At 73.1% G+C, this 25908-nt stretch carries 22 protein-coding genes; 7 read left to right on the top strand and 15 right to left on the bottom strand.

Features of this window, described 5'->3' with window-relative positions; genetic code table 11:
• Positions 1-967 (top strand): hypothetical protein (locus tag M4J07_RS33250; RefSeq protein ID WP_255977987.1); only part of this gene is annotated, 967 nt, incomplete at its 5' end.
• 74 nt (positions 968-1041) lie between these two features.
• Here the strand turns inward: M4J07_RS33250 and M4J07_RS33245 are convergent.
• The 3 genes from M4J07_RS33245 to M4J07_RS33235 form a co-directional block, all read right to left on the bottom strand.
• Positions 1042-2151 carry a serine hydrolase domain-containing protein gene (locus M4J07_RS33245; protein ID WP_255977985.1) on the bottom strand — a complete coding sequence of 370 codons (1110 nt, stop codon included), beginning with the start codon at positions 2149-2151 and terminating at the stop codon, positions 1042-1044.
• 92 nt (positions 2152-2243) lie between these two features.
• A complete protein-coding gene (locus tag M4J07_RS33240; RefSeq protein WP_255977983.1) occupies positions 2244-4013 on the bottom strand; it encodes a TIGR03767 family metallophosphoesterase in 1770 nt (589 codons plus the stop codon).
• 220 nt (positions 4014-4233) lie between these two features.
• Positions 4234-4701 carry an NUDIX hydrolase gene (locus M4J07_RS33235; protein WP_255977981.1) on the bottom strand — a complete coding sequence of 156 codons (468 nt, stop codon included), beginning with the start codon at positions 4699-4701 and terminating at the stop codon, positions 4234-4236.
• A 272-nt stretch (positions 4702-4973) separates the two neighbouring features.
• Here M4J07_RS33235 and M4J07_RS33230 point away from each other — a divergent pair, with 272 nt between their 5' ends.
• Positions 4974-8291: a S8 family serine peptidase gene (locus tag M4J07_RS33230; protein WP_255977979.1), complete on the top strand. Its 3318-nt coding sequence runs from the start codon at positions 4974-4976 to the stop codon at positions 8289-8291.
• Positions 8292-8348: 57 nt separating this feature from the next.
• Here the strand turns inward: M4J07_RS33230 and M4J07_RS33225 are convergent, their stop codons facing one another.
• Both M4J07_RS33225 and M4J07_RS33220 read right to left on the bottom strand, forming a co-directional pair.
• Entirely contained in the window at positions 8349-9056 is a 708-nt protein-coding gene (locus M4J07_RS33225; RefSeq protein WP_255977977.1) for a hypothetical protein, read from the bottom strand.
• Between the two features lies 1 nt (position 9057).
• Complete coding sequence (locus tag M4J07_RS33220; protein ID WP_255977975.1) at positions 9058-9573, bottom strand: sigma-70 family RNA polymerase sigma factor; 516 nt, start codon at positions 9571-9573, stop codon at positions 9058-9060.
• A gap of 198 nt (positions 9574-9771) precedes the next feature.
• Between M4J07_RS33220 and M4J07_RS33215 the strand changes: the two genes are divergently transcribed.
• On the top strand, positions 9772-10791 hold the full coding sequence (locus M4J07_RS33215; RefSeq protein ID WP_255977972.1) for an aspartate-semialdehyde dehydrogenase: 1020 nt from the start codon (positions 9772-9774) through the stop codon (positions 10789-10791).
• A gap of 80 nt (positions 10792-10871) precedes the next feature.
• Here M4J07_RS33215 and M4J07_RS33210 read toward each other — a convergent pair whose 3' ends face one another.
• Positions 10872-12083, bottom strand: a complete 1212-nt coding sequence (locus tag M4J07_RS33210) for an MFS transporter (protein WP_255977970.1) — start codon at positions 12081-12083, stop codon at positions 10872-10874.
• Between the two features lie 60 nt (positions 12084-12143).
• Here M4J07_RS33210 and M4J07_RS33205 point away from each other — a divergent pair, with 60 nt between their 5' ends.
• Positions 12144-13076 carry a LysR family transcriptional regulator gene (locus tag M4J07_RS33205; RefSeq protein WP_255977968.1) on the top strand — a complete coding sequence of 311 codons (933 nt, stop codon included), beginning with the start codon at positions 12144-12146 and terminating at the stop codon, positions 13074-13076.
• Here the strand turns inward: M4J07_RS33205 and M4J07_RS33200 are convergent.
• Positions 13018-13533: a DUF1203 domain-containing protein gene (locus M4J07_RS33200; RefSeq protein ID WP_255977966.1), complete on the bottom strand. Its 516-nt coding sequence runs from the start codon at positions 13531-13533 to the stop codon at positions 13018-13020. The two genes, M4J07_RS33205 and M4J07_RS33200, sit on opposite strands and share 59 nt — an antisense overlap.
• A gap of 123 nt (positions 13534-13656) precedes the next feature.
• Between M4J07_RS33200 and pepN the strand changes: the two genes are divergently transcribed.
• A complete protein-coding gene (pepN, locus tag M4J07_RS33195; RefSeq protein ID WP_255977964.1) occupies positions 13657-16227 on the top strand; it encodes an aminopeptidase N in 2571 nt (856 codons plus the stop codon).
• Positions 16228-16355: 128 nt separating this feature from the next.
• Here the strand turns inward: pepN and alc are convergent, their stop codons facing one another.
• A complete protein-coding gene (alc, locus tag M4J07_RS33190) occupies positions 16356-17483 on the bottom strand; it encodes an allantoicase (RefSeq protein ID WP_255977962.1) in 1128 nt (375 codons plus the stop codon).
• Positions 17484-17587: 104 nt separating this feature from the next.
• The gene (locus M4J07_RS33185) at positions 17588-18493 is read right to left on the bottom strand and encodes a LysR family transcriptional regulator (RefSeq protein ID WP_255977960.1); all 906 of its coding nucleotides are present in this window, start codon (positions 18491-18493) and stop codon (positions 17588-17590) included.
• A gap of 33 nt (positions 18494-18526) precedes the next feature.
• On the opposite strand from M4J07_RS33185, the gene M4J07_RS33180 reads away from it, so the two are divergent.
• Positions 18527-19039 carry a GNAT family N-acetyltransferase gene (locus M4J07_RS33180; protein ID WP_255977958.1) on the top strand — a complete coding sequence of 171 codons (513 nt, stop codon included), beginning with the start codon at positions 18527-18529 and terminating at the stop codon, positions 19037-19039.
• Here M4J07_RS33180 and M4J07_RS33175 read toward each other — a convergent pair.
• The 4 genes from M4J07_RS33175 to M4J07_RS33160 form a co-directional block, all read right to left on the bottom strand.
• The gene (locus M4J07_RS33175) at positions 18996-19991 is read right to left on the bottom strand and encodes an alpha/beta fold hydrolase (protein ID WP_255977956.1); all 996 of its coding nucleotides are present in this window, start codon (positions 19989-19991) and stop codon (positions 18996-18998) included. The two genes, M4J07_RS33180 and M4J07_RS33175, sit on opposite strands and share 44 nt — an antisense overlap.
• 75 nt (positions 19992-20066) lie before the next feature.
• On the bottom strand, positions 20067-21038 hold the full coding sequence (locus M4J07_RS33170) for a DMT family transporter (RefSeq protein WP_255977954.1): 972 nt from the start codon (positions 21036-21038) through the stop codon (positions 20067-20069).
• A 50-nt stretch (positions 21039-21088) separates the two neighbouring features.
• Positions 21089-22009: an EamA family transporter gene (locus M4J07_RS33165; protein WP_255977952.1), complete on the bottom strand. Its 921-nt coding sequence runs from the start codon at positions 22007-22009 to the stop codon at positions 21089-21091.
• Positions 22006-23265, bottom strand: coding sequence for an MFS transporter (locus M4J07_RS33160; RefSeq protein WP_255977949.1), 1260 nt, complete (start codon positions 23263-23265; stop codon positions 22006-22008). The genes M4J07_RS33165 and M4J07_RS33160 overlap by 4 nt, the downstream gene beginning before the upstream one ends.
• A gap of 112 nt (positions 23266-23377) precedes the next feature.
• Between M4J07_RS33160 and M4J07_RS33155 the strand changes: the two genes are divergently transcribed.
• Positions 23378-23899 carry a MarR family winged helix-turn-helix transcriptional regulator gene (locus tag M4J07_RS33155; protein ID WP_255977947.1) on the top strand — a complete coding sequence of 174 codons (522 nt, stop codon included), beginning with the start codon at positions 23378-23380 and terminating at the stop codon, positions 23897-23899.
• Between the two features lie 17 nt (positions 23900-23916).
• Here M4J07_RS33155 and M4J07_RS33150 read toward each other — a convergent pair whose 3' ends face one another.
• Both M4J07_RS33150 and M4J07_RS33145 read right to left on the bottom strand, forming a co-directional pair.
• Positions 23917-24561 carry a LuxR C-terminal-related transcriptional regulator gene (locus M4J07_RS33150; protein ID WP_255977944.1) on the bottom strand — a complete coding sequence of 215 codons (645 nt, stop codon included), beginning with the start codon at positions 24559-24561 and terminating at the stop codon, positions 23917-23919.
• On the bottom strand, positions 24525-25787 hold the full coding sequence (locus M4J07_RS33145) for a sensor histidine kinase (protein ID WP_255977942.1): 1263 nt from the start codon (positions 25785-25787) through the stop codon (positions 24525-24527). Before M4J07_RS33145 ends, M4J07_RS33150 begins: the two co-directional genes overlap by 37 nt.
• Positions 25788-25908: the final 121 nt, after the last annotated feature.

The following is a 25908-nucleotide window of genomic DNA, read 5'->3' as shown; positions in this document are numbered from 1 at the left end:
GCACGGGGTCTCCACGTCGGCGGCGCACGAGCAGTGCCGGTCCGGCGGGCCGTGGCAGCAGGTGCTGCCCGGGGTCTTCCTGCTCCACCCGGGCCCGCCGACCGGCGAGGAGCGGCTGCACGCGGTGCTGTTGTACGCGGGGCGGGCCGTCCAGGAGCGGCGGCGGACCACCGACGCCGTCCCCGCGCAGCCCCTCGCGGGCGAGGCGCACGCCGCGCCGTACGCCGACGCGATGATCACCGGTCTCGCCGCGCTGACGCTGCACGGGTTCGCGTCCGCTCCCCCGCTGCTCTCGCTCGACCACATCGACGTCCTGGTGCCGCGCACCCGGCGGTTGCGGGCCACCGAGTTCGCCCGGCTCGTCCGGACGACGGGGATGCCGACTCCCGTACAGCTCACGGGAGTTCCGGTGGCGCCGGTGCCGCGGGCGATCGCGGACGCGGTGGCGCAGCTGGCCGACGCGGGCGCGGTGCGGCGGCTGCTGACCGAGGCCGTGCGCGGCGGTCACTGCGAACCGGCCGCCGTCGTGCGGGAGCTGACACAGGCCCGGCTGCTCAGCCGGCCGCACGTGGTGGACGCGGTGGACTCGCTGCTCGCCGAGGGGCGGGCGATCGCCGAGGACCGGCTGTACGCGATGGTGCGGGAGCACGGGCTGCCGGACCCGCTGTGGAACGTCGACCTGCGGCTGCCCGGTGGCCCGCATCTCGGCGGCGTGGACGGGTACTGGCCCGACCAGGCGGTCGCCGTCGAGCTGGACACGCGGGCACCCCGGCAGGACGAGGACGCGCTCTGGAGCGAGTACGCGCGCAAGCGCGAGCACCTGGAGCGGCTCGGCATCACGGTCGTGCACATCACGCCGAAGAAGCTGCGGGAGTCGATCCAGCAGCAGGCGGCCGTCGTCCGGACCGCGCTGATGGCTTCCGGCGACCGTGATCCCGCGGCGTACGTCGTGGTGCTGCCCCGGTAGTGACGGACCGGGGCGGTTGCCAGGAGGGGAGTGAAGGGGCGGGATCCCGAGGGCGGGTCCCGCCCCTTCACCTGTCAGCAGTACTCGGCGACGGCCACCTTCCGCCAGCTCCCGGCCCAGTCGGCGTTGAAGTCGAAGGCGAGCGAGTGGCGGCCGTCGCGGGTGGTCAGCGCCATCGCCGAGGAACCGTGGATGTCGCCGCCGTGACCCCAGACCACCACCCCGCAGGCCAGCTTCCAGCGCTGCAGGCCGAGACCGTAGCCGGAGTCCGGGTCACGGGCGCCGACCGGCACCGTCGTCGTCATCTCGGCCAGCTGGGCGGGCGGCAGCAGTTCGCCGCGGAGCAGCGCGGCGTAGAAGCGGTTCAGGTCGGCGGAGTCGGAGATCATCTCGCCGGAGCCGTACGCCCCGCTCGGGTTGTACTCGGTGACGTCGTAGGTGTCCCCGGTGGGGTCGCCCAGCTTGGAGTACGCGCGGGAGCGGGGCCGCGGGAGCCTCGGGTCGGTGCCGGGCACGCTCGTGGCGCGCAGCTTCAGGGGGCCGGTGATGCGGCGTTCGATCTCGTCCCCGTAGGCGTGGCCGGTGGCCTTCTCGACGATCAGGGCGGCGAGCGCGTAGTTGGTGTTCGAGTAGTCCCAGCGGGCGCCGGGGGCGAAGCGCGGCTCGTTGCGTACGCCGAAGCCGACGAGCTGCTCGGGGGTGAAGGTGTCGAAGCGGTGGTCGAGGAAGTTCTTCGTGAGGTAGGTCTGCGCGAACTGCGGGTCCTCCAGGTAGTCGTGGATGCCGCTGGTGTGGCCGAGGAGGTGGCGCAGCGTGATGCGGTCGGGTTCGTACCCGTGGCCCTCGACGAGGCCGGGCAGCCAGTGGCCGACCGTGTCGTCGAGGTCGAGCCGGCCCTCCGCCTCCAGCTGGAGCACGACCGTGGCGACGAACGTCTTGGTGAGGCTGCCGACCCGGTAGTGGTCGCGGGCGCCGCGCCGGCCCGACGTCCCCTGCCAGGAGCGGCCGTCGGCCGAGGCCCGGGCCGTGACGCCGGGCACCCCTTCGGTCACGGCCTCGTCCAGCGCCCGCTGCGTGGCGCGGTGGTCGTCGCGGGCGGCCACCGCCGGGGCGGCGAGTGCGCCGGCCGTGATCACCAGTGCGGTCGCGGCTCCCAGCAGGCCCGCCCCCGTGCGCTTGAGCATGTGTGTCCCTCCGTCGCGGGTGTCGTCGATCGGCCGGAGGGACCCCGGGGGCGGGGGTGCGGGTTGAGCGGGCCGGGACGGTTGAGCGGGAATCAGCCCTTTCGCAGGACCAGTTCGGTGTTGCGGTCGCCCGGGGTGCCGGAGAGCGTGGCGCGGGAGCCGGGGGCGTTGAAGGACAGTTCGCGGTAGAGCGCGGCCAGGCCGGTCTGGGTGAGGTCGGTGAAGTCCGTGCGGTGCGGGGCCGAGGACTCGATGAGGGTGGTGAAGAGGGAGAGCGTGCCGTCGTGGTTGTCGGCGATCTCGATGATGCGGGCGAGCTGCGGGAAGTCGACGTGCGAGGCGGTCGAGATCTCCCAGTAGCCGCCGGACCCGCTCTCCCCAGCGTGCGCGGTGATGGCGTTCTTGTGGCTGTGGCCGTTGACCCAGGCCAGGACCGGGCGGTGGCGGCCGAGGAGGGCGGCGAGTTCCTTGCCGCCGTGGCGCCGCTCGCCGGGGTGGTGCGGGTCCTCGCGGAGGTTGCGCATCGTCCTGCTGGTGTGGTGCGAGAAGACCACGACGTGGTCCTTGTCGCGGGCCGCCTTCGTCAACTGCCGCTCCAGCCAGGTGAGTTGACTGTGGCTGATCGAGCCCTCGTAGTGGCCGCCCGGGTCGGTGGTGTCGAGGCTGAGGCCGACGACGTCGTCGGAGACCCGGAACGCGTAGTACTGGGTGGTGGCGGCGAGGTTGGCCTGCGTGTAGCCGTGGCCGTGCGGGCCGGGGCCGGTGTGCGCGGGGTCGAGGTGGGCCGCGAGGTACTCGGCCGGGGTGAAGGGGGCCCGGGACTCGTCCGGGGTGACGGAGCGCATGTGGCGGGCCTGGGCGCGCAGCAGTTCCTTGAACGCCGTGCCCTTGGGGTCGCCGCCCTGCTTCACGTTGTCCCAGATCGCCTTGCCCGCGGAGGCCGGCAGCTCCATCAGCTTCTTGCCGCCGACGGCGAACTCGGCGAAGAACGGGTCGCCGGGGGCGTAGCAGCCGCCCGGCAGCGCGTCGTGGTTGCCGACCGTCGAGTACCAGGGGAGGTTCAGGCCCGGGCTGCGCAGTTCGGCGATCGCGGCGTCGAGGAAGCCGTGGATGCGGGGGAAGCGGTGGTCGCGCTTGTCCGTGTCGCGCAGGGCCGCGTCCGGGTGCCAGTAGAGCGGGACGCCGCTGTTCTGGACGCCCTCGTAGTGGCGCGGGTCGCCGGTGTTGGGGGTGATGCGCCCGCCGCGGCTGCCGCTCATCGTCGTGAGGAACCAGTCGAGTTCGGAGCGGGCGTTGTTGTCGGTGTTGTCGCCCGTCGTCATCACGAAGTGCAGGGGCGCCGCGGTGACGGGGGCGCCGCGCAGGGCGTTGACCCGCTCGACGAGCGCGACCGCGCCGGCCACGGAGAGCGCCTCCTGCGGGCGCCAGGCGCTGGCGGTCTGCGACCTCAAGTACTCGTAGCGCAGCGGGTGCTGGACGTCGACCAGGTGCAGGTCGGTGAACTGGACGAACGCGGCGAGCGCGGTGCGGCGGGCCGCGCGGCCGTCCTTGGCGCCGGTGAGGTCCTCGCGGGTGACCCGCTGCCAGGCGGGGCCGTCGCCGAGGCGGCGGTAGCCGGTGCCGCCGGGGGCGGCCGCGACCGAGGCGAGGGTCGTGCCGCGGGTGTACGGGGCGAGGGGCGCGGCGGGGGCCTGCCGGGAGGCGGCCCGCACCGGGGTGGCGGGGCCCGCGGCGGCCTCGCCGCCACCGGGGCCGAGGGCGTAGCCGACGCCGGCGCTCAGCGTCACCGCGCCGGTGGCGGCCAGGAAGGTACGGCGGTCGAGTGCGGCGGCGACATTGGTGACAGAGCGTGTGCGCGGCATGGCGCGTCTCCCCGAGTGCGAACGCGTCGACAGTGACGGCGGGCGGTTCGGGGATCCGAACAGCCCGCTCGTACTGGATCGTTGACATCGGGGGTGGCCTGCGCGTTAACGGTGACGCAACGCGCGACACCGATCACGGTACGTGGATCTCCGTGCGGCGGCGCGGGGTGCCGGGGCCCTCGTCTTGTCATGTGCGGGAGGGCGGACGGAACGCTTCCGGCTACTCTGCGTTCATCTCGCGGGGAAGGGTGTGCCCGGCCGCGGGCCGGTCGCGCCAGAGGTCGAGGCCGACGTCGACGAGCTCCACGCGGGGCAGTTCGGGGACGGCGTCGAGGTCGTGCCAGGCCGCCATGTCGGTGGAGCCGTCCCGCTCGAACCGCAGGGCGCCGCCGGTGATCTCGCCCTCGTAGACGATGCGCAGACCATGGAAGTCGGCGATCTTGCCGAGCTTGCGGGGGTAACGGCGCAGTACGGAGTGCACGCCGAGCAGGGCGACGGGGTCGAGGACGTATCCGGTCTCCTCGTCGACCTCGCGGATCACCGTGTCGTACGGGTCCTCGCCGTGGTCCATGCCGCCGCCGGGCAGGGTCCAGCGCCTGCTGCCGTCACCGGCGACCCAGCGGGCGAGGAGCACCTGTCCGTCCCGCACGCACACGGCGTACGCCGCCACCCTCAGCTCTTTGTGCATCCCCCGACGCTAGAGGCATCCGGCCCGGCGCGCAGGGGGATGTGACCGCGGGTCCACCCGTCCGGGAGCACGGGGAACTTCGCGGTACAGGCGGCTTGGTCCCGTTTGCGCCGGATGGCGTATGGCGGAAGTACGCCATGGCCTCATCCCGCCCCGGGCAACTCTCCCCAAACCGTGGTCACTTACGTAAAGCTGAGCGGTCATCCGGCACCGAAATCCGGATCCCTTTCGATCAACCCCATGTTGTCTCACCTTTACGTACAGGGATGCTGATGACCCCCGATCCCCAGCGCGCACCGATATCCGGTGCGAGACGCGCGGCCCGGCTCGCGGCCGCCGCAGGCCTCGTGGCAGCGCTCACCGCGACCGGGCCGATACCCATGGCCCTCGCGGCGGAGTCCGGTTCCACTCCGGCCGCCGACCCCGCCGTCAAGTCCGCGGGCGAGAAGCTCGGCGCCCATGACGCCGAACTGCTCGCCGATGCCCAGGCAGACGGCGCCAAGAACGTGACCGTGATGGTCGCGACCGCCCCCGGAAAGACGGAGGAGGTCGCCTCGCAGCTCGACGCCGTCAAGGGCGGCTCCGTCGGGCGCACCTACGACAAGCTCGGCTATGTGCGGGCCACCCTGCCGACCGGCCGGGCCGAGGCCGCCATCAAGGCCGCCGAGAAGCTCGACTCCGTGCACGGCATCGACCTGCGCCAGGAGATCCAGCTCGACGACCCGACGCCCGCCGCCGACTCCGCCAAGGGGTCGAAGGGCGCGGCGACCGGCACGTACAGCGGTCCCGGCAAGAACACGCCGGCCAAGAACCCGTACAACCCGTCCTTCGAGACGGGCGCCGTCGACTTCATGAAGGACAACCCGAAGGCGGACGGCCGCGGCGTCACCATCGGCATCCTCGACTCGGGCGTCGACCTCGGTCACCCCGCGCTGCAGAAGACCACCACCGGCGAGCGCAAGATCGTCGACTGGGTCACGGCGACCGACCCGATCGTGGACAGCGACGGCACGTGGCGGCCGATGGTCACCTCGGTGACCGGCCCGACGTTCACGTACAGCGGCCGCACCTGGAAGGCCCCTTCGGGCTCCTACGGCGTCAGCGTCTTCTCGGAGGCGGCGACCGCGGGCGGCGACGCCAAGGGCGACGCGAACCGGGACGGCGACACCACCGACAAGTGGGGCGTCCTGTACGACGCCGCCGCGGGCACCGTCACCGTCGACCTCAACGACAACGGCGACTTCACCGACGACACCCCGATGAAGCCGTACAAGGACGGGTACCAGGTCGGCTACTTCGGCAAGGACGACCCGGCCACCGACGTCGTCGAGCGGCAGCCCTTCGTGGTGGAGATCCGCAAGGACGTCCCCATGGACCCGTACGGCGGGGACTGGGTCGGCCAGAAGCGCGACTTCGTCAACATCGGCGTCATCGAGTCCGAGCACGGCACGCACGTCGCGGGCATCACCGCGGCCAACTCGCTGTTCGGCAACAAGAACATGAACGGTGCGGCGCCCGGCGCGAAGCTCGTCTCCTCGCGCGCCTGCACCTGGACCGGCGGCTGCACCAACGTCGCGCTCACCGAGGGCATGATCGACCTCGTCACCAAGCGCGGTGTCGACATCGTCAACATGTCCATCGGCGGTCTGCCCGCGCTGAACGACGGCAACAACGCCCGCTCCGAGCTCTACACGCGGCTCATCGACGACTACGGCGTCCAGCTCGTGATCTCGGCCGGCAACTCCGGCCCCGGCGCCAACACCATCGGCGACCCCGGTCTCGCGGACAAGGTCCTCTCCGTCGGCGCCTCGATCTCGAAGGACACCTGGGCCGCCAACTACGGCTCCCAGGTCGAGAAGTCGTACGCGATGATGCCCTTCTCCTCCCGCGGCCCGCGCGAGGACGGCGGCTTCACGCCGACCATCACCGCCCCCGGCGCGGCGATCAACTCCACCCAGACCTGGCTGCCCGGTTCGCCGGTCGCCGAGGCGGGCTACGCGCTGCCGGCCGGCTACTCGATGCTCCAGGGCACGTCGATGGCGTCGCCGCAGGCCGCCGGCGCCTCCGCGCTGCTGCTGTCCGCCGCCAAGCGCGAGCACGTCGACCTGACCCCGGCGAAGCTGCGCACCGCGCTGACCTCCACCGCCCGGCACATCAGCGGTGAGCAGGCGTACGCCGAGGGCTCCGGTCTGATCGACATCGAGAAGGCCTGGGACTCGATCGAGGACGGGGCGAGCGCGCACACGTACTCCGTGAAGGCGCCCGTCGACACCGCGATCGACTACGCCCTGAAGACCCCGGGCTTCGGCACCGGCATCTACGACCGCGAGAGCGGTCTCAAGGCCGGGCAGAAGAAGACCTACGACGTGACGATCACGCGCACGTCCGGTTCCGCGAAGCCGGTCCTGCACCGGGTCTCGCTGCAGAACAACTCGGGTGACACCTTCTCCGTCGTGGGCACGCCCTACGTGTACCTGCCGCTGAACAAGGCCGTCACCGTCAAGGTGCAGGCCAAGCCGTCGGCCGCCGGTCTGCGCAGCGCGATCCTGCGGGTCGACGACCCGAAGACCGAGGGCGTGGACCAGCAGGTCCTGGCGACCGTCGTCGTCTCGACGCCGCTGAAGCACACGTTCGCCGCCACCGGTTCGGTGCAGCGCAACAGCACGAAGTCGTACTTCGTGACCGTGCCCGGGGGCGCCAAGGCGCTGCAGGTGCGGATGAGCGGGCTGAAGGACAAGAGCCAGACCCGGTTCATCTCCATCCACCCGTACGGCGTCCCGGTCGACGACACGTCGACGCCGAGCTGCTACCCGAACTACAACAACCCGGCCAACACCTGCCGCCCCGACCTGCGTTCGTACGCGGACCCGCAGGCCGGGGTCTGGGAGATCGAGGTCGAGGCGCGTCGTACGTCGCCGCTGCTCGACAACCCGTACGCGCTGGACGTCGCCGTGCTCGGCGCCTCCTTCGACCCGGCCGTGCAGACGCTGCCCGAGGCGAAGGTCGGTACCCCGGCCGACGTCTCGTGGAAGGTCACGAACAACTTCGCGGCCATCGACGGCGGCAAGCTGCAGGGCGGCGCCCTCGGCTCGTCGAAGTCGGCGCGTCCCACGCTCGCGGACGGCGCCACGGCGACGTCCACGGTCGAGGTGCCCGCGGGTGCCGAGAAGCTCGACGTGAGCATCGGCAACGTCTCCGACCAGGCCGCCGACCTGGACCTCACGGTCTACGACAAGGACGGCAACGTCGTCGGGCAGTCCGCCGACGGCGACTCCGAGGAGGCCGTGAGCATCGCGAAGCCGGCCGCCGGTACGTACACGGTGGAGGTCGCCGGTTACTCGGTGCCGTCCGGTTCGACCGCGTACGACTACACCGACGTCTTCTTCTCGCCGTCGCTCGGCACGGTGAAGGTCGACGACTCGAAGACGGTCTCGCTGGCCTCCGGTGCGTCCACGGACGTCACCGCCCAGGTCACGGCCGCGGCCGCCGCGCCGGAGGGCCGTGAGTTCTTCGGCCAGGTGCAGCTGCTGAACGAGCGGGGCGTCGCCTCGGGCCTCGGCAGCGTGAAGATCGAGAAGGTCACGCCGTAACGGTGACCTGACGTGCACGGGAGGGGCGGACGCCGACGGCGTCCGCCCCTTCGCCGTTCAGTAGCCGGGCCCCGCGCAGTGCAGGCCCTTCGCCCTCGGCAGCGCGTCGAGGATGTCGCCCCGCGCGTCGCCCACGCCCCACCCGGTCTCCCAGTCCTCGCGGTCCTGGGGGTGCACCGGCGTACGGATCAGCGTGTACGTGCCGGCCTTGAGGTCCTCGCGGGCCGACCCGTCGAGGGTGAGCGCGATCGTGGGGTGGTCCCGGACGGAGCGCTCGGGGCGGTAGTAGCGCTTGACGTCGACGACGACGCGCACGTCGCCGTCCGCGCGCGGTGTGACGCTGACCACGCGCCCCTCGACGAGCACCCGCGAACAGGCGATGTGCATCGCGGGCGGGTACACGGACTTTCCCTTGCTGTCCTGGGCCGCCGACTTGTCGGACCCGGCGCTGGTGTCGCTGTCGCCCGGCGCGTGGGCGCCGAGCCAGAACAGTCCGCCGAAGAACGAGGCGGCGCACGCCACGACGAGGGTGCCGAGGGCGAGCCGGAACGGACGGCGGCGGCGCACGGGGATCCGGACCGGCGCGGGTGCCGGTGCCGGCGCGGGTGGGCGGGACGCCAGGGCGTCGCCCAGGCCCCGCACCTGCTCCCGCAGCAGGGCGACGTCGGCCGCGACGGCCGCGGACCCGGGGTCGTCGTCGGGGAGCGGCTCCCCGGTGACGGCGAGCATCAGGAGCCGGTCCTCGTGCGTACGGTCCTCCTCCACGTCACACCACCTCCTGTTCGTGCAGCCGGGCCCTGAGCATCCGCACGGCCGTGTGCAGCCGGCTCTTCACGGTGCCCTCCGGCACGCCGAGCTCCACCGCGATGTCCCGCACCGGCAGATCGGCGTAGAAGCGCAGCACGACGACCTGCCGCTGCTGGTCCGGGAGCTGGTCGAGACCCTGGGCCACGGCGAGCGAGAGGACCCGGGTCTCGGCGGCGTCCCGGCCGTTCTCCTGGCGCAGCGCGGCGAGGCGCTCGCCGAGCCGCTCCTGGCGGCGGCGCGCCCGGTGCCAGTCCATGGCGAGGTTCGAGGCGACGACCGCCGCCCACGCCGAGACGTCGCGCGGCGCCTCCTGCCCCTTCGCGGCCCGCTCCAGCAGCCGCAGCCGCACCTGCTGCACGCCGTCCGGCAGATCGGCGTACGGCACCCCGCCCAGGGACAGCACGGCGCGCACCCGGTCCTCCTGAGCCGCGTCCAGCGGATCGTCCGGCCGCCCTCTCGGCTTTCTGCGCAGCAAAGCCCCTCCCCTCCCCGCGTGTGCCCTATGACGCAGGACGGACCGGAAACGTTCGCCCCGGCGCACCGTCTTCCTGTGGTGAACCCCACGCGTCCCGTACCTCGGACAATCGATTGGACAAGGCGGGTCTGGACAGACGCATCATGGACGTACCCGCCAGGCCGCACCCATGGCCGCACGAAGCACGGAGGAACCCCTGTGAAGGTCGGAATCGTCGGAGCCACCGGTCAGGTCGGCACGGTCATGCGCAAGATCCTGGTCGAGCGGGCCTTCCCGATCGACGAGCTGCGCCTGTTCGCCTCGGCGCGCAGCGCCGGGACGGTCGTGGACGGCGTGACGGTCGAGGACGCGTCGACGGCCGACTTCACGGGTCTGGACATCGTGCTGTTCTCGGCGGGCGGCGCCACGTCGAAGGCCCTCGCGGAGAAGGTGGCGTCCCAGGGCGCTGTCGTCATCGACAACTCGTCGGCCTGGCGCAAGGACCCCGAGGTACCGCTGGTCGTCTCCGAGGTGAACCCGCACGCGATCGCGGACCGGCCCAAGGGCATCATCGCGAACCCGAACTGCACGACCATGGCCGCGATGCCGGTCCTGCGCCCCCTGCACGACGAGGCGGGCCTGGAGGCCCTCGTCGTCGCCACGTACCAGGCGGTGTCGGGTTCGGGTCTCGCGGGCGTCGCCGAGCTGCACGGCCAGGCGCAGAAGGTCGTCGCGGACGCGGACAAGCTGACGCACGACGGTGACGCCGTCGACTTCCCCGAGCCGAACGTCTACAAGCGCCCCATCGCCTTCAACGTGCTGCCGCTGGCCGGTGCCATCGTGGACGACGGCCTGAACGAGACGGACGAGGAGCAGAAGCTCCGCAACGAGTCCCGCAAGATCCTCGAGATCCCCGGTCTGAAGGTCTCGGGCACGTGTGTCCGCGTCCCCGTCTTCTCCGGGCACTCGCTCCAGGTCAACGCCCGCTTCGCGCGTCCGATCAGCGTCGAGCGCGCGACGGCGCTGCTCGCGGAGGCGGCCGGGGTCGAGCTGTCCGAGATCCCGACGCCGCTGCAGGCCGCCGGCAAGGACGCGTCGTTCGTGGGCCGGATCCGCGTCGACGAGACCGTCGACAACGGTCTGTCGCTCTTCATCTCCAACGACAACCTCCGCAAGGGCGCTGCGCTGAACGCGGTGCAGATCGCTGAGCTGGTCGCCGCGGAGCTTTCGGCCAAGTAGGCCGGTGTTCGGCTGCGGGTCTCGTCGTGGCCGGCCGCGCAGTTCCCCGCGCCCCTGAGATGCGCACTCCGTGCGCCATCTCAGGGGCGCGGGGCTGCATCGATGTGCGGCTCCGCCGCGGGGCGCGGCCGGCCCCCACCGGGCCGCAGCCGAAGTCCCGCCGCGACGGAGGCCGTCAGCGCGAGCGCCCCGCCCAGCCACAGCACCGCACCCGCGCCGGAGGCGTCCACCACCAGGCCCCCGGTGAACGCGCCCAGCGCGATCGCGCAGTTGAAGGTTCCGGCGAACAGGCCGGATACGGCCTCCCGGGCGGTGGGCGCGGCCCCGGCCAGCCAGTTCTGCGCGGCGACGGAGACACCCCCGTACGCCACGCCCCACGCCGGCAGCAGCACGGCCGAGGCGAACAACGAGCCGCCCGCGGGCACCAGCAGCAGCACCACCCCGCCGAGCCCCGCGGAGCGCACCGCGAGGGTGCCGCCGAGGAAGTTCCCGGCGATCCCCGCGACGCCGTACGCGAGGAGCAGCGCGCTGACGAGGCCGGGCGTCAGGTCCGGTACGCGTTCCAGGAGCGGCCGCACGTACGTGTACGCGGCGAAGTGCCCGGTCACCAGGAGCAGCACCACCACCAGACCCTGCCGGACCCGCCGGGCGCGCAGGAGGGCCAGGAGCGCGGCGGGCCGCACCGCGCGTGCGGCGGGGAGCGGCGGCAGCACGGCGCGCAGCAGCGCGGCGACGCCCAGCGCGAGGGCGCCGACGACGGCGAACGACCAGCGCCAGCCCGCGAGTTCACCGAGGAGCGTGCCCGCCGGTACGCCGGCGACCGACGCGACGGCGATCCCGCTGAAGACCACGGCGGTGGCCCGCCCGGCCCGCTCGGCCGGGACGAGCCGTGGCGCGAGCCCGGCCGCGATCGCCCACACCCCGCCGATGCAGACGCCGACCAGGACGCGGGCGGCGAGCAGGGCGGGCAGGTTCGGGGCGAGCGCGCAGCACAGGTTCGCGGCGCCGAGCACGACGAGCAGGGTGACGAGGACGGCGCGCCGGCCGGTGCGCCGCACGGCGGGCGGCAGCAGCGGTGCGGCGAGCGCGGCGACGATCCCCGGCAGCGTGACGGCGAGCCCGACGGCGCCCTCGGAGCGGCCGAGCCCGTCGGCGAGCGGGCTGAGCAGGCCGACGGGCAGCATCTCGCTCGTGACGACGGTGAAGGTGGCGGCCGCGAGCGTGAGCACGGGGCCACCCACGCCACCGGTCAACGGGCCCGTGCGGGGCGTGAGTTCGGTACGGGTGTGCATGCGGCAAGCCTTCGCCGTCGGGCCCCCGGGAACAACGGCGGATCACTCACCCTTCCATGAGTGGGGCTCATCGATGGAGGGCGGGGGACCGTGCTGGAGGTCAGGGAACTGGAGGCGTTCCTCGCCGTCGCCGACGAACTGCACTTCGGCCGGGCGGGCGAGCGGCTGCACGTCTCGCAGTCCCGGGTCAGCCAGCTGCTCGCCGCGCTGGAGCGGCGGGTGGGCGCGCGGCTCGTGGAGCGGACCAGCAGACGGGTGCGGCTCACTCCGCTCGGGGACCGGTTCGCGGCAGAACTGCGGCCCGCCTACGAGGAGTTGGGGGCGGTCGTGGCGCGGGCCCGGGAGTCGGCGCGCGGGGTGGAGGGGCGGCTGCGGATCGGGTTCCAGGGGACGGCCGGCCACCGGCTGATGGCGGCGATCGCGCTCTTCCAGGAGCGGCATCCGGGGTGCGTGACGGAGATCGTGGAGGTGCCGTTCGCGGATCCGTTCGGCGCGGTGCGGCACGGCGACGTGGACGTCGCGATCGTGCTGCTGCCGGTCCAGGAGCCGGATCTGGTGCTGGGCCCGACGTTCTCCCGCGAGCGGCAGAACGTGGCCGTGTCCGTACGGCATCCGTTCGCGGCCCGCGCCGAGGTGACCGCCGCCGACCTGGCGGCGGCCGCGCTGATCCCGGCGACGGCGCCCGCTCCCGCGTACTGGCGCGCGGCGCACGCCCCGACGACCGCGCCCGGCCCCGCCGTGCGCACGCTCCAGGAGGGGCTGACGCTGGTCGCGGCGGGGCGCGGCACGATGCTGCTGTGCCGGCCCACGGCGGAGTACCACGGGCGCCGCGACGTGGTGCACGTGCCGGTCGCCGGGCTGCCGGACTCCGTGCTCGGCGTGGTGTGGCAGCGGGACGCCGAGACGGAGCGGGTGCGGGCGTTCGCCCGGGCGGTCAGCGAGTCGACGGCCGGCCGACCGCGAAGTGCAGACAGCCGTACTCCACCGCCCTGACGTGCACGAGGACGACGTCCGGGTCGGCGAACGCCTCGTCGAGCGCCGCGTCGAAGCCGGCCGTCGCGTCCTCGGGGATCTCCAGGAGGCGGCCGCCCGCGATGTGCCCGCGGGCGTCGTAGCGGCGCAGCGTGCGCAGCGCGCCGGGCCGGTCGAAGGGGTAGCCGTCCGGGTCGGCGGCGGGGCCGTCGCAGGGCTCGGCGTGGAGGAAGACCGGGCCCTGCTCGTCGTACGCGCCGGGCCGCGCGCCCGTCGCCGCGGCCCAGCGGCGCAGCGGCGCGTAGGAGACGAGGGCGATCCGCTCGCCCTCCTCGACGGGCTTGAGGCAGCAGCGCAGCGGGGAGCCCGCGTCGTCGCCGGTCGCGGTGTACGGGACGCAGGGGCGGCCCGCGTCGTCTGTGGTCCTGAGTTCCTTGAGGGCCGTCGCGTCGATGGGAAGTGCGGTGTACCTGGTCATGACTCCAGGCTGGCCCCGCGCGCGCGTGTTCACCGGCGGAAAACGGACATCGCCTTCCGGTATCCGGCGTGGAAGGATGACCGGAAACGTCACAAACGTAGACCGCTACTAGGAGATGACCGCGTGCCTGGCACCAATCTGACCCGCGAAGAGGCGCAGCAGCGGGCGAAGCTGCTCACCGTTGACTCGTACGAGATCGATCTCGACCTCTCCGGCGCGCAGGAGGGCGGCACGTTCCGGTCGGTGACCACCGTGCGCTTCGACAGCGCGGAGGCGGGCGCCGAGACGTTCGTGGACCTGGTCGCCGACGCGGTCCACGAGGTCGTCCTGAACGGGCACTCGCTGGACGTCGCCGCCGTCTTCCGTGACTCCCGGATCGCGCTCAAGCGCCTGGAGGCGGGGCCGAACGAGCTGAAGGTCGTCGCCGACTGCGCGTACACGAACACCGGTGAGGGCCTGCACCGCTTCGTCGACCCGGTCGACCAGCAGGCCTATCTGTACACACAGTTCGAGGTGCCGGACGCGCGCCGGGTGTTCGCGAACTTCGAGCAGCCCGACCTCAAGGCGACGTTCCAGTTCACGGTCAAGGCGCCGACGGGCTGGACCGTCATCTCGAACTCGCTCACCCCGGAGCCCAAGGACGACCTCTGGGTCTTCGAGCCGACGCCGCGCATGTCGACGTACATCACGGCGCTCATCGTCGGCCCTTACCACTCGGTGCACTCCTCGTACGAGGGTCCGGGCGGGCAGAGCGTGCCGCTGGGCATCTACTGCCGGCCCTCGCTCGCCGAGTTCCTCGACTCGGACGCGATCTTCGAGGTGACGCGGCAGGGCTTCGCCTGGTTCCAGGAGAAGTTCGACTACGCGTACCCGTTCGCCAAGTACGACCAGCTCTTCGTGCCGGAGTTCAACGCGGGGGCGATGGAGAACGCGGGCGCGGTGACCATCCGCGACCAGTACGTGTTCCGGTCGAAGGTGACCGACGCCGCGTACGAGGTACGGGCCGAGACGATCCTGCACGAGCTGGCCCACATGTGGTTCGGCGACCTGGTCACCATGGAGTGGTGGAACGACCTCTGGCTGAACGAGTCGTTCGCCACGTACACCTCGATCGCCTGCCAGGCGTACGCGCCGGACAGCCGCTGGCCGCACTCGTGGACGACGTTCGCCAACTCCATGAAGACGTGGGCGTACCGCCAGGACCAGCTGCCGTCCACGCACCCGATCATGGCGGAGATCAACGACCTCGACGACGTCCTGGTCAACTTCGACGGCATCACGTACGCCAAGGGCGCCTCGGTGCTCAAGCAGCTCGTCGCGTACGTCGGCATGGACGAGTTCTTCCAGGGCGTGCAGGCGTACTTCAAGCGCCACGCGTTCGGCAACACGCGGCTGTCCGACCTGCTCGGCGCGCTGGAGGAGACCAGCGGCCGCGACCTGAAGTCGTGGTCGAAGGCGTGGCTGGAGACGGCCGGCATCAACGTGCTGCGGCCCGAGATCGAGACGGACGAGCACGGCGTCATCACCTCGTTCGCGATCCGCCAGGAGGCGCCCGCGCTCCCGGCCGGCGCCAAGGGCGAGCCGACGCTGCGCCCGCACCGCATCGCGATCGGCCTGTACGACCTCGACGACGACAGCGGCAAGCTGCTGCGCGGCGAGCGCATCGAACTCGACGTCACGGCGAGCGGGTCGACGCAGGTCCCGCAGCTGGTCGGCAAGCGCCGCCCGGCCGTGGTACTGCTCAACGACGACGACCTGTCGTACGCGAAGGTCCGCCTCGACGAGCAGTCCCTCGCCTTCGTCACCGAGCACCTCGGCGACTTCGAGTCCTCGCTGCCGCGCGCGCTGTGCTGGGCGTCGGCCTGGGACATGACGCGGGACGCCGAGCTGTCCACGAGCGCGTACCTGGACCTGGTCCTGAGCGGTGTCGGCAAGGAGTCCGACATCGGCGTCGTGCAGTCGCTGCACCGTCAGGTGAAGCTGGCCATCGACCTGTACGCGGCGCCGTCCCACCGGGACGCGCTCCTCACCCGCTGGACCGAGGCGACGCTGACGCACCTGCGCACCGCCGAGGCGGGCAGCGACCACCAGCTGGCGTGGGCCCGCGCGTTCGCGGCGACGGCCCGTACGCCGGAGCAGCTCGATCTGCTGGAGGCCCTGCTGGAGGGTGGCCAGACGATCGAGGGCCTCGCGGTCGACACCGAGCTGCGCTGGGCGTTCGTGCAGCGGCTCGCGGCCGTCGGGCGGTTCGACGAGGCGGAGATCGGGGCGGAGTACGAGCGGGACCGGACCGCCGCGGGTGAGCGGCACGCCGCCACGGCGCGGGCCGCGCGGCCGACTCCGGAGGCGAAGGCGGAGGCGTGGGCCTCCGTCGTCGACTCCGACAAGCTGCCGAACGCGGTGCAGGAGGCCGTCATCGGCGGCTTCGTCCAGACCGATCAGCGTGAGCTGCTCGCGCCGTACGTGGAGAAGTACTTCGCGGCGGTCAAGGGGGTGTGGGACTCGCGGTCCCACGAGATGGCGCAGCAGATCGCGGTCGGCCTGTACCCGTCGATCCACGTCTCGCCGGAGACGCTGACGCGCACGGACGAGTGGCTCTCCGCCGCGAACCCGAGCGCGGCGCTCCGCCGTCTCGTCTCGGAGTCCCGCGCGGGCGTCGAACGCGCCCTGAAGGCGCAGGCGGCGGACGCGTAACCCGTCTCCGTCCGCGGGCCGGTGGGGGTTGCCCGCGCAGTTCCCCGCGCCCCTGACAGGGCGCGGGGAACTGCGCGACCAGCCACGACGAGACCCGCACCCGGCCCCGCACAGACGAACTGTGGCGCCTAGCCGCGGCCGAAGCGCTCCACGAGTGACGCCCGCCCCGACTCGGTCAGCACCCCGTGCAACCGCATACGCGCCACCCCGCCATCGGGGAACGCGTCAAGACGGACGTGCGTCACCACGGCCTGCGCCGCCAACGGGAACCGGTGCACGGTGTCCGGCTGCAGCTTCGTGCGCGGAATGATCTCGAACCACTCCCCCGTCTCCCCGTTCCGCCCGCTCAGCGCGATCCACCCGGCCGAGTTCCCCTTCAGATAGGCCGTGTCGATCTCGACGGCCCGCACCGCCCCCTGCGCGACCAGCCGGAACCGCACCCAGTCGTTGGTGCCGTGCACCCGGCGCCGCCGGTTCTCCCAGCCGTCGTCCATCTTCCGCGAGGTCCCGGGCAGGATGATCTGCGTCGGCGACGAGTAGAACTTGTCGGACGCGTCCTCGTACACACCCCCGTTGAGTACGGAGACCAGATCGATCGTGCCGAGCAGGCCGAGCCACTCCGGGTCCGGGACGACCTCGCCGTGCACGCGCAGCCGCGCGATGCCCCCGTCAGGGTGCTGGCAGACGCGGACGTGGGTGTAGCGGCGCTCGGAGGTGACGGTGAAGGCGTTGGCGGCGTGCCCGCGCACCTGGCTGCGCGGGACGATCTCCTCCCACTTCACGTCGTCGGCGAGGAGTTCCTCGGGTCCGGGGGCGCCGGGCACGGAGGCGGCCTGGAGGCTGACGCGCTGCGGGTAGTTGCCGCGGAAGTGGGCGGTGTCGACGACGACGCCGCGGATCACGCCGGGCGCGCCGAGCCGCACGATCGCCCAGTCGTGGTCCTCGGGCGCGGGGAACGGCGAGTCGGCCGTACCGCGCCGGCGGCGGGTCTCCCAGCCGTCCATGATCTTGCCCTTGTGCCCGAAGTGCTCCGGGTCGAAGACGGCGCGCTCACGGACGAGGAGGTTCTCGCGCTCGGCGAAGAACTCGTCGTTGGCGGCGATGACACCCGCGCCGAGGCGGCGGTCGGCGAGGTCGACGAGGTCGGTGAAGGCGGCCGCGTCACCGAAGACGCGGTAGTCGGCGTACGGGTCGCCGCCGCCGTAGGGGGCGGCGTCGTTGGCGTGCGGGTCGTCCGGCAGGGAGTTCGTCGTCATGCCTTCACTGTCGACCCCGCGACCCCTCAGGTCCATCGAAAGTTTTCGAGGTCGCCATTCAGTTCTACTGAACGATAGGACGGACAGGTCAGGACGTCAGTGCGTCAGTGCGTCAGCACGTCCAGGAACCGCCGCACCGCACCCCGCTCCTCCGCACCCCGGCGCACGGCCGCCACCACGTGCCGTACGGGCCGGTCGGCGCCCAGCGGGCACATCACGACGCCGTCCCGCCGCGCCGCCGCCATCCGCGGCACCAGGGCGATGCCCATGCCCGCCTCGACCATGGCCAGGATCGCCGTCCAGCCCGCCGCGCTGTGCGCCTGCTCGGGCACGAACCCGGCGGCCTCGCACGCGGCGATGGTGATCTCGGACCAGGGCCCGGACCCGCCGAAGATCCACGGCTCCCCGGCGAGGTCGGCGAGGCGCAGACCCGGTTCCCCGGCGCGCGGATGCCCGACGGGCAGGGCCACGTCCAGCGGGTCGGCGAGCAGCGGCACCCGGGTGAACTTGGGGTCGCGGGCGGTCGGCGCGTGCGCGGCGAGGGACAGGGCCAGGTCCACGTCACCGGCGGCGAGCAGCTCGTACGCCGCCCCGGCCTCGGCCTCCCGCACCCGCACGGTGATCCCGGGGTGCGCGGCGCGCAGCGCCCGTACGGCGGGCACCACGAGGGCGGGCACGGCGGTGGAGAAGGCGGCGACCCGCACCACGCCGACCTCGCCCTGCACATACGAGGCCAACTCGGCGTCGGCGCGCTCCAGTTGGGCGAACACGGCCTCGGCGTGCCGCAGTACGAGATGCGCGGCGTCGGTGAGCCGCACCCGTCGCCCGTGCGCCTCCAGAAGCGGCACGCCGAGCTGTTTCGCCAGGTTGGTGAGCTGCTGGGAGACGGCGGACGGCGTCATGAGCAGCGCGGCGGCGGTGGCGGTCACCGTGCCGCGCTCCCGCAGCGTCCGCAGGACGACCAGCTTCTTCACGTCCCACCGGTCGGGCCCGGGCACTCGCTCGCTCATACGCCACAACGTAACGCGCCCTACGCTGACGGCATGACGGAGCCGAGGCAGACACAGGGGACACAGAAGGCACGGATCCGGCCGGCCCGCCCGGAGGAGGCGGCGGAGCTGAGCGCGCTGGCGCTGCGTTCGAAGGCGCACTGGGGCTACGACGAGGCGTTCATGGCGGCCTGTGTCGACGAGCTGACGCTGCTGCCGGCCGACGTGGAGCGGCGGCGCACGGTGGTGGCCGAGGACCCCGACGGCCGGGTGCTGGGCCTGGCGACGCTCGAAGGGCAGCCGCCGGCGGGCGAGTTGGGCCTGATGTTCGTGGACCCGGAGGCGCTCGGCCGGGGCGTGGGCCGCCTGCTGTTCACGCACGTGCGGGACGCGGCGGACGCCGGCGGTTTCGCCGCGGTGCACTGGGCGGCCGACCCCAACGCGGTCCCCTTCTACGAGGCGATGGGCGGCCGCCACGTCGGCACGGTCCCGTCGGGCTCGGTCCCCGGCCGGACCCTGCCCCTCATGGAGCTACGACTGCGAGCCACTCCACCAGCAGCCGGTTGACGTCGTCGGCCCGCTCCTGCTGGATCCAGTGCCCGGCCCCGTCGAGGACATGCGAACCGACGAGTCCCGGCAGGGTCTTCGGGTACGCCTCGATCGCCTCGGCGAGCCAGGTGGTGGACGCGTCACGGGAGCCGCCGACGAAGAGGGACGGCTGCGCGATCGCGGCGCCGTGGTACGCGCGCAGGTCCGCCCAGTCCCGGTCCATGTTCCGGTAGCGGGCGAGGGCGCCGCTCAGTCCGGTGCGCTCGAACTCGCCCGCGTACACGTCGAGTTCGGCCTCGTCGAGCCACGCGGGCAGCGTCCCGGCCGGGAACCGGTCGCGCAGCCGGCCGCCGCGGGCGACGAAGTGGGGGTCGGGCGCGTCGGGTCCCGGCATCGTGTCGGCGGACAGCGCGGCGTAGAACCCGGCGAGCCAGCCGCGCACGTCGGGCTCGATCTCCGCCTCGGCCCGGCCGGGCTCCTGGAAGTAGGAGACGTAGAACTCCTCGGGTCCCGCGGCCATCCCGGCGAACACCTCGCTGGGCCGGGGCCCGCCGGGCGGCGCGTACGGGACGCTGAGCAGGCCCACGGCGGAGAAGACGTCGGGCCGCAGGAGCGCCGATCCGGCGGCGATGTTGGCGCCCCAGTCGTGGCCGACCACGACGGCGCCGTCCTCGCCGAGGGCGTGCACCACGGCGACGTTGTCCTCGACGAGCTCCTCCATGCGATAGGCGTCGACGGCGGCGGGCCGGGAGGAGCGCCCGTAGCCGCGGACGTCGAGGGCGACGGCCCGGTACCCGGCGGCGGCGAGCGCGGGGAGCTGGCGGCGCCACGAGTACCAGGACTCGGGGAAGCCGTGCAGGAGGAGGACGAGCGGGCCCTCCCCCTGTTCGACGACGTGGCTGCGCCCGGCGGGCGAGGGGACCAGTCGGTGGACCGGGGCGGGCACGGACTCGGCTGAGGTGGACGGCATCGCTTCCTCCGGATCGGATCGATCGGACCAGGGCCGGACCAGGGCCGGACCAGGGGCTCGGTCCTCATCCTTCCGCTACGGGGCCGTGGAACCCGCGCCCCGTTGCCGTTCCGGCAAACGCGGGGCGAGGGAGGCGAGCACGACGCCGCCGAGGATCAGGGCCAGGCACACCCCTTGCAGCGGGCCCATCGCCTCGCCGAGCACCGCGTACGACAGGAGCGCCACGCACACCGGCTGGAGGTAGTAGACGACGCCCGCGCGGGCCGCGCCGATCAGCGCGATCGCCTTGTTCCAGGCGAAGAAGGCGAGCGCCGACGACACCACGCCCACGTACAGCAGCGGCCCCACCGTGCCCGCCCGCACCTCGAAGCCGCCCTGCAGCGCGACGCTCGCCGCGTACGCCGGTGCCAGCATCAGCGCGCCGAGCACGAACGTCGCGAACAGGAACGCCACGCCGCCGATCTCCCGGGGCCTGCGCCGCAGCAGCGCGCTGTACGAGCCGAAGGAGACGGCCGCGGCGACCACCCACAGGTCGCCCGGCGCGAAGTCGGGGGACAGGGAGCCCCTGCTGACGAGGAGGACGACTCCGGTGCAGGCGACGAGGGTTCCGGTGACCCGGCGGGCGCCGAGCCGGGCGCCACCGAGGCGTTCGCAGAGGGCCATGAGGACCGGTGAGGCGGCCATGACCATGCCCATGTTCCCGGCGGACGTGGTCAGGCCCGCCTGGTTGACGAGGGTGTTGTAGACGGTGACGCCGAGCAGCGCCGCCGTCGTGACGAAGCCCAAGTGGCGGCGGAGGACGGCCCGTTCGCGCCACGCCGCCCGCACACCGAACGGCGCCACGGCCACGATCGCGATGATCCAGCGCCAGAACGCGTGCTGGACCGGCGGCACGCTGTCGTGCAGTCCCCGCGCGGTGACGAAGCTGCCGGACCAGACGACGGTGGCGAGGGCGGCGAGGGCGAGACCGGCGCCGAGCCCCCCGGCCGCACGGCCGGCGGCCGCGCTCGGCTTCACGGGGGTGCGGGTACGGTCCAGGACTGCCATCGGGGCCCTCTCTGCTGCGTCGGATCGCCCCCGGTCCGCCGAGGGCACGACTACCGTCGCAGCACGGGACCTGTCACGTCCATCGAAACTTTTCGCTCCACACTTTCAGTCTTCCTGAACGATCGAGAGGGGCGCTGGCCCGCGACCGTCGCGCCGAACGCCAGCCCCATCCCGATCAGCTGGACCGCCGAGAGCTCCTGTCCGAGCGCCGCCCAGCCGATCACCGCGGCGGTCAGCGGCGAGAGCGGCCCGAGGAAGGTGACCTGGGTGGCGCTCATCCGGCCGATGCCGCGGAACCAGAGCCAGTACGCGACCGCCGTGTTGGCGAGCGCCAGGTACGCGTAGCCGCCGAGCGCCGGGCCGTCCAGGGCCGGGGGCGCGCCCTCCACCGCGAGCGCGAGGGGGGCGATCAGCAGGCCGCCCGCCGTGAGCTGCCAGCCGGTGAGCGCCAGTGGGCCCGCGCCGTCCGGGCGGCCCCACTTCTTCGTCAGGACCGTGCCCGTCGACATCGACGCGGTGGAGGCGACGGCCGCGGCGACCCCGAGCGCGTCCAGCGCGCCGGCCGCCCGCAGCACCACCAGGCTCACCCCGAACGCGGCCACGAAACCCGTCACCAGCGTGCGCCGGGACGGGCGTTGGGACAGGAGGAGCGCCGAGAGGCCCGCCACGAACAGCGGCCCCACCGATCCGACGACCGCCGCGAGGCCGCCCGGCAGCCGGTACGCGGAGAGGAACAGGAGCGGGAAGAACGCGCCGATGTTGAGCGCGCCGAGGACCGCCGACCGCCACCACCACTCCCCCGCCGGCAGCCGCCGCGCCAGGGCGAGCAGCACCAGGCCCGCGGGCAGCGCCCGCATGGCCGCCGTGAACAGCGGGCGGTCCGGCGGCAGGAACTCCGTCGTCACCGCGTAGGTCGAGCCCCAGGAGACCGGCGCGAGGGCCGTGAGCAGTACCGTGCCGGTCCGCTTCATGACGCCACCACCAGGTCGCGCGGGGCGCGGGCCACGACGACCGACTCCACCGGCAGCCGGCGCTCGACCCGGATCAGCAGTCCTGCGGCGACCGCGGACGTCGCGATGAGGAACAGCCAGGGCACCCGGCCGTCCACCGCGAGGAGTCCGGTGAAGAGCGACGGCGCGAGAGCCTTCGCCAGCGACCACGACAGCTGGTAGGTCGCCAGGTAGCGGCCGCGCACCGGCTCCGGCGCCGCCGACACCGCGAGGACCTCGGCCGACGGGCTGTGCACCAGCTCCCCGACCGTGTAGACGACGACCAGGGCCAGCAGCGCCGCGCCGATCACCCAGCCCGCCGCGGGCCGCACCGCGGCGAGGACCGCGAGGCCCGCGAAGGACGCCGCGAAGAGCATCCCGCCGAGCGCCGCCGCCCGGGTGCGCCGGGCGCCCGCCCCGCGGACCCGGCCCGCGACGAACATCCCGGCGACCGCGCACAGCACCGTGTTGATGGTGAAGGCGGTGCCGGTCAGCGCGGCGGGGCCGTGCAGCCACTGCACGATGAAGAGCGGGAAGAGCACCGAAAGGGCGGAGTAGGACAGGGCGTTGAGGAAGTTCGCGGCGGTCAGGGTCAGGAAGGGGCGGTCCGCCGCGACCATCCGGTAGCCCGCCTTGCGGCGCGCGCCCGGTGCGGCGCCCGGCGCCGTGCGCACCGGCCGCAGCGGGCGCAGCGGGCGCAGCAGCAGCGCCGCGACCGTGAACGTCAGCGCGTTCCCCCAGGCCGCGTACGTGTACGCGGCCGGGCCCGCGACCCCGATGACCAGGGTGGCGAGCAGCGCCCCCGCACCGCTGCCGCCGTTGGTGAGCGCGCGCAGGGCGGCCTGCAGCCGGTCGCGGTCGGCGCCGCGGGCCACCTCGCCGATGAGCGCGGACTGGGCGGCGGGGAAGGCGCGGTCGGCGGCGGCCGTCAGGAAGGCGACGGCGGCGAAGGCCGGCAGCGACTGGGCGGCCGGGTAGAACAGGAAGCCGACGGCGCGGGTCGCGTAGAGGACGTACTGGACCGGGCGCGCCCCGAACCGGTCGACGGCCGCCCCGGCGAGCGGCAGGGCCGCCATGCCGGCGAGGCCCGTCACGGTCAGGACCGCGCCGACGACCGGGAACGAGAGCCCGGTGACGTAGTGGAAGAAGACCAGGGTGAACGGGACGTACATGCCGTTGCCGATGCCGTTCACCGCCGCCGCGAAGGTCATGGACCGTTCGCCGGGTATGCGCCGCACGCCGTGCATAGGAACCCCTCAGGTAGCTCGATGGAAAGTAGCTTAGTCGCAAGCTACTTTTCGTCAAGCTACTTTCTTGCCTCCTACCGACTGGGCGCGGATACTCGGAGTCATGAGCAGCGGCAGCAACGACAAGGGCGCACCCGACGCGGTCGACGCGATCATCGAGCAGTGGGCGGCGGTCCGGCCCGACCTGGACACCGCCGCCATGGAGGTGTTCGGGCGGATCTACCGGCTGGCGCGCGGCATGGGCGACCGGATCGAGCAGACGTACGCGCGGATCGGCATCTCGCGCGGCGAGTTCGACGTGCTGGCGACGCTGCGCCGGGCAGGCGCCCCGTACACGCTCTCGCCGCGCCGGCTGTCGGGGACGCTGATGCTGACGACGGGCGGGATGACGGGGCGCCTCGACAAGCTGGAGCGGCGGGGCCTGGTGCGCCGCTCACCCGATCCGCACGACCGGCGCGGTCTTCAGGTCACCCTCACCGACGAGGGTCTCGCGATCGTCGACGAGGCGGTGGGCGCCGGCCTCGACGTGCAGAAGAAGGCTCTCGACGGCGCTCTGGACGGCGAGCAGTCGGGTCAACTGGCGGATCTGCTGCGGCAGTTGCTGGCGACGTCCGTGCCGGAGTAGCCGGCCGGGGCGGACCCTCAGCCCTCAAGGTACGCCAGAACAGCCAGAACACGACGGTTGTCGCTCTCTCCCGGGTACAGGCCGAGCTTGGTGAAGATGTTGCCGATGTGCTTGGCGACGGCCTTCTCGCTGACGACCAGGGCCTCGGCGACGCCCGCGTTCGAGCGGCCCTGGGCGAGCAGGCCGAGCACCTCGCGCTCGCGCCCGGTCAGCGAGCCGAGCCGCTGGTCGCGGACCTTGCGGGCGAGCAGCTTGGACACCACCTCGGGGTCCATCACCGTGCCGCCGCCCGCCACCTGCTGGATGGTGCGCAGGAACTCGGCGCCGTTCGTGACCCGGTCCTTCAGCACGTAGCCGACCGCGCCCGCGCCGTCGGCCAGCAACTCCCGCGCATACAGGGGCTCCACGTACTGCGAGAGCAGCAGCACGGGGAGCCCCGGCACCTGCGCGCGGGCGGCGAGGGCCGCGCGCAGGCCCTCGTCACTGAAGTCCGGCGGCAGCCGCACGTCGACGATCGCGACGTCCGGCCGCTCGGCGAGCAGGACCTTGTGCAGCTCCGGTCCGTTGTCCACGGCGGCGACGACCTCGTGGCCGAACGCGCCGAGGAGCCGGACGAGACCGTCCCTCAGCAGGAAGTGGTCTTCGGCGACTGCAACGCGCACGGCACCTCCATGGAGATCTGGGTCGGCCCGCCGGCGGGGCTGTTGACGGCGAGGACGCCGTCGAAGGTGGCGAGCCGCCGCTCGATCCCGGCGAGACCGCTGCCCCGGGCGGGGTCCGCACCGCCGCGCCCGTCGTCGGTGACGGAGACCCGCAGGGTCCCGGTCCCGGCGTCGTACGCGATGTCGATCCAGAGGCGCTCGGCCTCCCCGTGCTTGGCCGCGTTGGTGACCGTCTCGGCGACCGCGAAGTAGACCGCCGACTCGACCGGGGCCTCGGGCCGCGCGGGAAGGTCGACGGTGACCTCCGCCGCCAGTGGGCTGAGCAGTGCCAACGACCGTACGGCGTCGGCGAGTCCGCGGTCGGCGAGGACCGGCGGGTGGATGCCGCGGACCAGGTCGCGCAGTTCCTTCAGGGCCGCGGACGAGGAGGCGCGGGCCTCGGCGAGCAGCGCGCGGACCGCCTCCGGGTCGTCGTTCAGCCGGTGCTCGGCGGCGTCCAGGGTCATGCCCATCGCGACGAGCCGGGCCTGGGCACCGTCGTGCAGGTCCCGCTCGATGCGGCGCAGTTCGGCGGCCGAGGTGTCCACGGCGTCGGAGCGGGTCGCGGCGAGGTGGGCGATCCTGGCGGCCATCAGCTCCTGCTCGCTGGGCGCCAGGGTGGCGCGGACGAAGCGGGCGTGGCAGTCGACGGTGCCGGGCGCGAGCCACAGCCCCGTCTTGCCGGCGGCCAGGCCGAGCAGGCCCGCCATCAGGCCCGTCGGGACGTCCTCGACGTGGACGAACAGGTACCAGAGGCCGTCCCAGCCCGCGTCGTCGGCCAGGTACGAGCCGAAGGCGGCGAGGAAGAGGCCCCACAGGCCGTAGAGGACGAGGGCGCCGGGCACGCAGGCGATGAGCCCGCCGACGAACGAGTACATCGTGGTCCAGCGCCACTCGCGGAACCGCTGCGCGTCGCCGAACAGCCAGCGGTAGCGGGCGAGCAGCCCGAGGGCCTCCCGCTCCTTCCCGGCCGTCGGCGCGGGCGTCGCCTCGACGGTGATGCCCGACCACTCGGCCGCGAGGGCCCGCTCGCGGTCCACGAGGCGGCGCATCCCCGCCGCGGCCCGGGGCAGCAGCCCCGGCACCGGGGTCCACACCGCGATGTGGACCATCGTCGACCAGTGCAGCGCCACCACGGACAGCCACCACAACCGGTGGCACCGCCTGACCGCCTCCACCCGCTTCATGTCCCCCAACTCCCCTGCGCTCCGGCTGTCGACCGTTACCGCAACGAGTATCCGGCGAACTCCTCGGGCACGTCGGTGGACTTAACTCCCCCATTCGCCCCGGTCCCGTCCGCCGCCCAGG

Origin of the sequence: Streptomyces longispororuber (assembly GCF_024448165.1) — a bacterium.
GTDB classification, from domain to species: Bacteria; Actinomycetota; Actinomycetes; order Streptomycetales; family Streptomycetaceae; genus Streptomyces; species Streptomyces longispororuber_A.
This window is presented reverse-complemented; position numbering and strand designations above follow the sequence as displayed.

Bases quoted from the DNA above. Each gene is read 5' to 3' on its own strand.
- M4J07_RS33235 (WP_255977981.1), bottom strand. From the start codon at position 4,701: ATGCACAAAGAGCTGAGGGTGGCGGCGTACGCCGTGTGCGTGCGGGAC.
- M4J07_RS33245 (WP_255977985.1), bottom strand. From the start codon at position 2,151: ATGCTCAAGCGCACGGGGGCGGGCCTGCTGGGAGCCGCGACCGCACTG.
- M4J07_RS33170 (WP_255977954.1), bottom strand. From the start codon at position 21,038: ATGGCAGTCCTGGACCGTACCCGCACCCCCGTGAAGCCGAGCGCGGCC.
- M4J07_RS33185 (WP_255977960.1), bottom strand. From the start codon at position 18,493: ATGAGCGAGCGAGTGCCCGGGCCCGACCGGTGGGACGTGAAGAAGCTG.
- M4J07_RS33145 (WP_255977942.1), bottom strand. From the start codon at position 25,787: ATGAAGCGGGTGGAGGCGGTCAGGCGGTGCCACCGGTTGTGGTGGCTG.
- alc (WP_255977962.1), bottom strand. From the start codon at position 17,483: ATGACGACGAACTCCCTGCCGGACGACCCGCACGCCAACGACGCCGCC.
- M4J07_RS33175 (WP_255977956.1), bottom strand. From the start codon at position 19,991: ATGCCGTCCACCTCAGCCGAGTCCGTGCCCGCCCCGGTCCACCGACTG.
- M4J07_RS33200 (WP_255977966.1), bottom strand. From the start codon at position 13,533: ATGACCAGGTACACCGCACTTCCCATCGACGCGACGGCCCTCAAGGAA.
- M4J07_RS33230 (WP_255977979.1), top strand. From the start codon at position 4,974: ATGACCCCCGATCCCCAGCGCGCACCGATATCCGGTGCGAGACGCGCG.
- M4J07_RS33165 (WP_255977952.1), bottom strand. From the start codon at position 22,009: ATGAAGCGGACCGGCACGGTACTGCTCACGGCCCTCGCGCCGGTCTCC.
- M4J07_RS33240 (WP_255977983.1), bottom strand. From the start codon at position 4,013: ATGCCGCGCACACGCTCTGTCACCAATGTCGCCGCCGCACTCGACCGC.
- M4J07_RS33180 (WP_255977958.1), top strand. From the start codon at position 18,527: ATGACGGAGCCGAGGCAGACACAGGGGACACAGAAGGCACGGATCCGG.
- M4J07_RS33155 (WP_255977947.1), top strand. From the start codon at position 23,378: ATGAGCAGCGGCAGCAACGACAAGGGCGCACCCGACGCGGTCGACGCG.
- M4J07_RS33210 (WP_255977970.1), bottom strand. From the start codon at position 12,083: ATGCACACCCGTACCGAACTCACGCCCCGCACGGGCCCGTTGACCGGT.